General features: G+C 64.4%; 7 protein-coding genes and 1 pseudogene. 3 read left to right on the top strand and 5 right to left on the bottom strand.

The features are described from left to right. Together IIB36_20220 and IIB36_20215 are read right to left on the bottom strand one after the other, a co-directional pair. Positions 1-126 (bottom strand): annotated as a pseudogene (locus IIB36_20220) (transposase). Between the two features lie 6 nt (positions 127-132). Further along, entirely contained in the window at positions 133-651 is a 519-nt protein-coding gene (locus IIB36_20215; GenBank protein MCH7534066.1) for a transposase, read from the bottom strand. Between IIB36_20215 and IIB36_20210 the strand changes: the two genes are divergently transcribed. Continuing rightward, entirely contained in the window at positions 615-1,991 is a 1,377-nt protein-coding gene (locus tag IIB36_20210; GenBank protein ID MCH7534065.1) for an IS30 family transposase, read from the top strand. The two genes, IIB36_20215 and IIB36_20210, sit on opposite strands and share 37 nt — an antisense overlap. Before the next feature lie 135 nt (positions 1,992-2,126). Here the strand turns inward: IIB36_20210 and IIB36_20205 are convergent, their stop codons facing one another. The 3 genes from IIB36_20205 to IIB36_20195 form a co-directional block, all read right to left on the bottom strand. Then, entirely contained in the window at positions 2,127-2,804 is a 678-nt protein-coding gene (locus IIB36_20205; GenBank protein MCH7534064.1) for an IS3 family transposase, read from the bottom strand. Then, the gene (locus IIB36_20200) at positions 2,753-3,067 is read right to left on the bottom strand and encodes a transposase (protein MCH7534063.1); all 315 of its coding nucleotides are present in this window, start codon (positions 3,065-3,067) and stop codon (positions 2,753-2,755) included. The genes IIB36_20205 and IIB36_20200 overlap by 52 nt, the downstream gene beginning before the upstream one ends. A gap of 139 nt (positions 3,068-3,206) precedes the next feature. Beyond that, positions 3,207-3,392: a hypothetical protein gene (locus IIB36_20195; protein ID MCH7534062.1), complete on the bottom strand. Its 186-nt coding sequence runs from the start codon at positions 3,390-3,392 to the stop codon at positions 3,207-3,209. A 99-nt stretch (positions 3,393-3,491) separates the two neighbouring features. Between IIB36_20195 and IIB36_20190 the strand changes: the two genes are divergently transcribed. Together IIB36_20190 and IIB36_20185 are read left to right on the top strand one after the other, a co-directional pair. Continuing rightward, entirely contained in the window at positions 3,492-4,187 is a 696-nt protein-coding gene (locus IIB36_20190) for a tyrosine-type recombinase/integrase (GenBank protein ID MCH7534061.1), read from the top strand. Further along, positions 4,184-5,069, top strand: an 886-nt coding sequence (locus IIB36_20185) for a tyrosine-type recombinase/integrase (GenBank protein ID MCH7534060.1), incomplete at its 3' end; no start/stop codon positions are given. The genes IIB36_20190 and IIB36_20185, both read left to right, overlap by 4 nt.

The following is a 5,069-nucleotide window of genomic DNA, read 5'->3' as shown; positions in this document are numbered from 1 at the left end:
GCGGAAGGTCACGGCCTCGTCGTCCACGTGGAGCAGGCGATGATTGGAGATCGCGATGCGGTGGGTGTAGCGGGCCAGATACTTGAGCACGCGCTCGGGACCATCGAACGGTGGCTTGGCGTAGACGTGGGCCTACCCCGAATTGGTGGACAGGTAAGTACTTGTGTTTTGTAGCTGTTCCCGAGACCCCTGGGAGTCAAGAGCTTCCCGTGCGCCGAAGGCGCTTGGGAGTGGAAGTCGGCTCGACCCGCTGAAGCTTGCTGTACCCCCGCGAGCCTGACAAGCCACACTGCATCGTGCGTGGTTCTCCTCGAAGTTCATGGGCGATTGGTAGCCGAGAGCTGAGTGCCGCCGGCGCGGATTGTACCAGCCTTCGATGTAGCGGAAGGTGGCCATCCTCGCGTCGACCTGGGTCTTGAACCGATACCGGTCCAGGAGCTCACATTCGAGCGTCGAAAAAAATGATTCGACCATGGCATTGTCGAAACAGTCGCCGACAGAGCCCATCGACGGCCGTACACCCGCCTCCTTGCAGCGCCTCCCGAACGCGATGGACGTGTACTGGGTGAATTCAAGCGGTTGTCGCAACACCTTAGCAAGCAGGAGGAGTTGCGATGGATGGTTACAAGCGCCGGAGGTCGGATCGAGCATTACGTCCGCCTATGCGGTCACCAGGTCGTCCGCCGGTGGGACACCGCAAGCATCGGCGGAGGTTCTGGGGGGAAGTCGCTCGTGGTCTGTCGAGCGAGGAGGCAGCCGTGGCAGCTGGCGTGTCCCCCGCTGTCGGGACGCGCTGGTTTCGCCAATGTGGTGGCATGCCACCTTTCAATCTTCGTCCTCTGTCGGGGCGCTACCTATCGTTCGTCGAGCGAGAAGAGATCGCCATTCTTCAAGCCCGCGGTTGCGGTGTGCGTGAGATCTCCCGGCAGTTAGGACGCTCACCGTCGACGATCTCGCGAGAACTGCGGCGGAACGCGGCTACACGAGGTGGAAATCTCGAGTACAGGGCCACGACCGCCCAATGGCACGCCGATCGGCGTGCGAAGCGTCCGAAAGTTGCCAAGCTCGCTGCGAACGGTGAACTGCGGCAGTATGTGCAGGATCGCCTCGGAGGCCTGATCGTCGGTGCGGACGGAGCGGCCGTGCCGGGCCCGGATGTGGGCTGGACAGGGCGACGGCATGGTCGCCGACGAGACCGACGCTGGGCGGCCTCGTGGAGTCCTGAGCAGATCGCCAACAGGCTACGGGTCGACTTCCCCGATGATGAGTCCATGCGCATATCGCACGAAGCCATTTACCAGGCGCTCTACGTTCAGGGACGCGGTGCGCTTCGACGGGAGCTGACTGCGTGCCTTAGGACCGGGCGTGCGCTACGGGTGCCGCGAGCTCGCACCCGCGGACGGGGCAAGACGTTCGTTCACCCCGAGGTCATGATCAGCGAGCGACCGGCCGAAGCAGACGACCGCGCTGTTCCCGGGCACTGGGAAGGCGACCTCATCCTAGGGCTGGGCAGCTCCGCGATAGGGACGCTCGTTGAGCGGACGTCCCGCTTCACGATGCTGCTTCACCTTCCGCGCCTCGAGGGACATGACAAGCCCAGGGCCAAGAACGGTCCAGCGCTGGCTGGACACGGTGCCGAAGCCGTCCGGGCCGCGATCGCTTCGTCGATCATGACCCTGCCCGACCAACTCCGCCGGTCTCTGACATGGGACCAGGGAGCAGAGATGGCTCAGCACGAACAGCTTCGCATCGACACCGGGCTGGCCGTCTACTTCTGCGACCCACGCAGTCCGTGGCAGCGCGGCACGAACGAGAACACGAACGGCTTGTTGAGACAGTACTTCCCCAAAGGCACTGACCTCAGCACGCATACGGCTGACGATCTCGCCACCGTCGCGGCCGCGCTCAACAGCCGCCCTCGTAAGACCCTCTATTGGAGAACCCCGGCGGAAACCCTGGGAGCCCTCTTACAACAACTGAACCTGACCTAGCGCTGACTGCTCCACCGTTCCGGTGGAGTTCCTCCGCGACCTTCGGTCGCTTCTGACGCCCCAGGGTTGGGGGACATAAAGAATCCCACTACTGCCTGGACCCGGCCGCTCTGGCCAGTCTATTGTCTAGTGAGATCAGAGGACTAGAGAGCTTACGTCACTGTACTGTTGCGACGACCCCTTGAACCCAGACTGGCTGCCCTGGTCCGAATGATGAATCACAGCCTCGGGCCTGCGCTGCCAGAGCGCCATGTCGAACGCGTCGAGCACCAGTTCCGTCCTGAGGTGCGTGGCCATCGCCCAGCCCACGATCCGACGGCTCCACACGTCCAGGACCACGGCGAGGTAGAGGAATCCCACCCACGTCGCGATGTACGTGATGTCCGCCACCCAGAGCTGGTCTGGGCCCGTCGCCGTGAAGTCCCGATCCACTAGGTCCGGCGCCGGTCGTGTGTCCTCATCGCGAACAGTCGTTGTCGTCCACTTGCGCGGACTCACGCCCCGCATGCCCGCCGCGCACATCACACGAGCCACCCGATTCAGGCTCGCGCCGTCGTTCTCGGCCTCGAGATCCGCATGGATCCTCGGCGAACCGTACGTCCCGTCGCTCTCCTTGTGGAACTGCTCGATTTTCTTCAGCAGCACAGCGTTCGCCCTCGATCGCTCCGAAGGCCCCCGCTTGAGCCACGCGTAGTACCCGCTGGAGGAAACTTCCAGCACGCGACACATCACGCGCACAGGGTACAGCGCCCGGTGATCGCTCACGAATCGGAACCCCTCGAGGGGATCGATCCGGTCTCCCGTGCGAACCAGGCCGTTGCTTTTGCCAAGATCTCCCGCTCCATCTTCACCTGACGGAGCTCACGCCGTAGCCGACGCAGCTCCTCTCGCTCCGGCGTCGTCAGCCCGTCGCTGCGCCGGCCCTCGTCCCGGTCCGCCTGCTGTGCCCAGATCCGGATCGCGTTTGCCGACGGCTCGAACTCCTTCGCCAAGCTCTCCGGGCTCCGCCCCGCTCGCACAAGCTCGACCATCCGGCGCCGAAACTCCGGTGCATATGCCTTCCTCGTTCGTCCCATCGTGACACCTCCTTTCCGCAATCTCGTAGGTGTCCACCAGCTCGGGGCTATGCGGAGTCCGGGACTATGCGGAGTCCGGGGGACGGTGTTGTGCCAAGTGGTTTTTAAATAAGCGGTTATAGCTTCTGACCCCTGGTCGCTAGTCCGCATAGTCCGGATGCTCAGTCCGACCTGTTGGCCGGGGAAAGCACATTCCATGGCACACCACGATTTGTGAACACTCGACGCCTTGATCGAGGTGTAGAAGCAGCACCAGCGACGCACGCGCGGACTGCGCGAGCAGACTCTGCACCGCTACGAACGCCTCGCGCGGCTGTTCGTCCATGCGGCCCTCGGAGACGACGCGCTCGACCCGACCCACTTCAGGCCCCACGACGTAGTAGCGTTTGTCGCCTCGTTACGGGGCCGGTACTCTCCTGCTTCGATGAAGTTCGTCCGTACGGCTCTACGGTCGTTTTTCCGATTCCTGCGGGCGGAGGGACTTTGTGATGAGCCACTCGAGGCCGCGACCCCAGCCGTCGCGCATTGGCGGCTATCGTCGCTCCCTCGATACCTGAGCGACGAACAGCTCAAGCAGGTGCTCTCGTCGTTCGACGTCGCCACGCCGTGGGGGCACAGGGACCGAGCGATCGTGTTGTGCCTCTCGACCTTGGGACTGCGGCCCGGTGAGGTGGCTGGCCTCCGCCTCGAGGACATTGACTGGCGCGGCGGCACCATCGAGCTGCGTGCCCGAAAGAATGGCCGGGCGGCCGTCCTACCGCTTCCTCGTGAGGCTGGCTGCGCGATCGTCACCTACTTGCGCGAGGAGCGCCCGACGACCGACGAGCGGCGTGTGTTCGTACAGCACCACGGATCCCGTCGTGGTGAACCGATCTCGAGCACTGCGGTTACAGGCGTTGCGGTGCGTGCGCTCCGGCGCGGGGGAGTCGAAGCGCCCTTCGGCGGCGCGTACGTCTTCAGACACACCGTCGCGAGTCGCTTGGTGCGTCGAGGGGCCAGCCTCAAAGAAGTCGCCGACTTCCTGGGACACCGTTGCCTCGACACCACGGCGATCTACGCCAAGCTCGATCTGTCGGCACTCCGCGAGGTGGCTCTGCCCTGGCCGGAGGTGATCCGATGACGCCCCCGAGCTTCCTCGATCAGGTCGAGGACTACCTTTCCTTTCGACGCGGGCTGGGCTTCGAACTCAAGTCGCCAGGACTGCTGCTGCTCAACTTCGCTCGGTATGCGGACTGCGTCGGACGCGACGGCCACGTGACGACCGAGCTCGCGGTGCAATGGGCGCTGGCCACCAGTTCGAGCGACCCGGCCGCGCCCACGCGACGTCTGTCGGCCGTTCGACGGTTCGCGCAATATCGGGCGGTGTTCGACCCTGGCACTGAGGTTCCGCCCGCTGGACTCCTGGGCCACCGTCCGCGCCGCAAACAGCCCCACATCTACAGCGCTGCGGAGATCGCCTTACTCTTGAGGCAGGCCAGTCTGCTGTGGCCTCGAGGGGGGCTTCGTCCCAAGACCTACGTCGCGTTCTTCTCGCTGCTGTTCTCGACAGGACTGCGGCTCGGCGAGGCCTGCCGCCTCATGCCTGGCGACGTGAACCTGACCGACGGCGTCCTGACGATACGCGAGAGCAAGTTCCGCAAGTCACGCCTGGTTCCACTCCACCCGACTGCGACCGAGGCGCTCATCTGCTACGCCGATCACCGCAACGCTCCCCGAACGCGGTCGGGACACTTTTTCCGTACCGATCATGCGCCAGCGCTCAAGCGCAACACCGTCCAGCGAACCTTCAGCCGGATTAGAGTTCGCCTGGGTTGGACTGCCCAGGGGCGCGCTCGCCGACCGCGCATTCACGACGCACGGCACACGTTTGCCGTGCGTCGGCTCCTACGCTGGTACGAGGAAGGCGTTGATGTCGATCGCAAGATCCTGGCACTGGCCACCTACCTCGGCCACGCCAAGCCCACCGACACGTACTGGTCTCTCTCCCCTGTCCCCGAGCTGA

This window comes from Gemmatimonadota bacterium (assembly GCA_022560615.1).
In the GTDB taxonomy this organism is placed as follows: Bacteria; Gemmatimonadota; Gemmatimonadetes; order Longimicrobiales; family Gaopeijiaceae; genus UBA1138.
Note: the sequence above shows the minus strand (reverse complement) of the source record. Positions and strands in the feature narration are given on the sequence as shown.

Excerpts from the sequence above, each read along its gene's own strand:
- IIB36_20210 (MCH7534065.1), top strand. The coding sequence starts at position 615 with ATGGATGGTTACAAGCGCCGGAGGTCGGATCGAGCATTACGTCCGCCT.
- IIB36_20215 (MCH7534066.1), bottom strand. The coding sequence starts at position 651 with ATGCTCGATCCGACCTCCGGCGCTTGTAACCATCCATCGCAACTCCTC.
- IIB36_20200 (MCH7534063.1), bottom strand. The coding sequence starts at position 3,067 with ATGGGACGAACGAGGAAGGCATATGCACCGGAGTTTCGGCGCCGGATG.
- IIB36_20195 (MCH7534062.1), bottom strand. The coding sequence starts at position 3,392 with ATGGACGAACAGCCGCGCGAGGCGTTCGTAGCGGTGCAGAGTCTGCTC.
- IIB36_20190 (MCH7534061.1), top strand. The coding sequence starts at position 3,492 with ATGAAGTTCGTCCGTACGGCTCTACGGTCGTTTTTCCGATTCCTGCGG.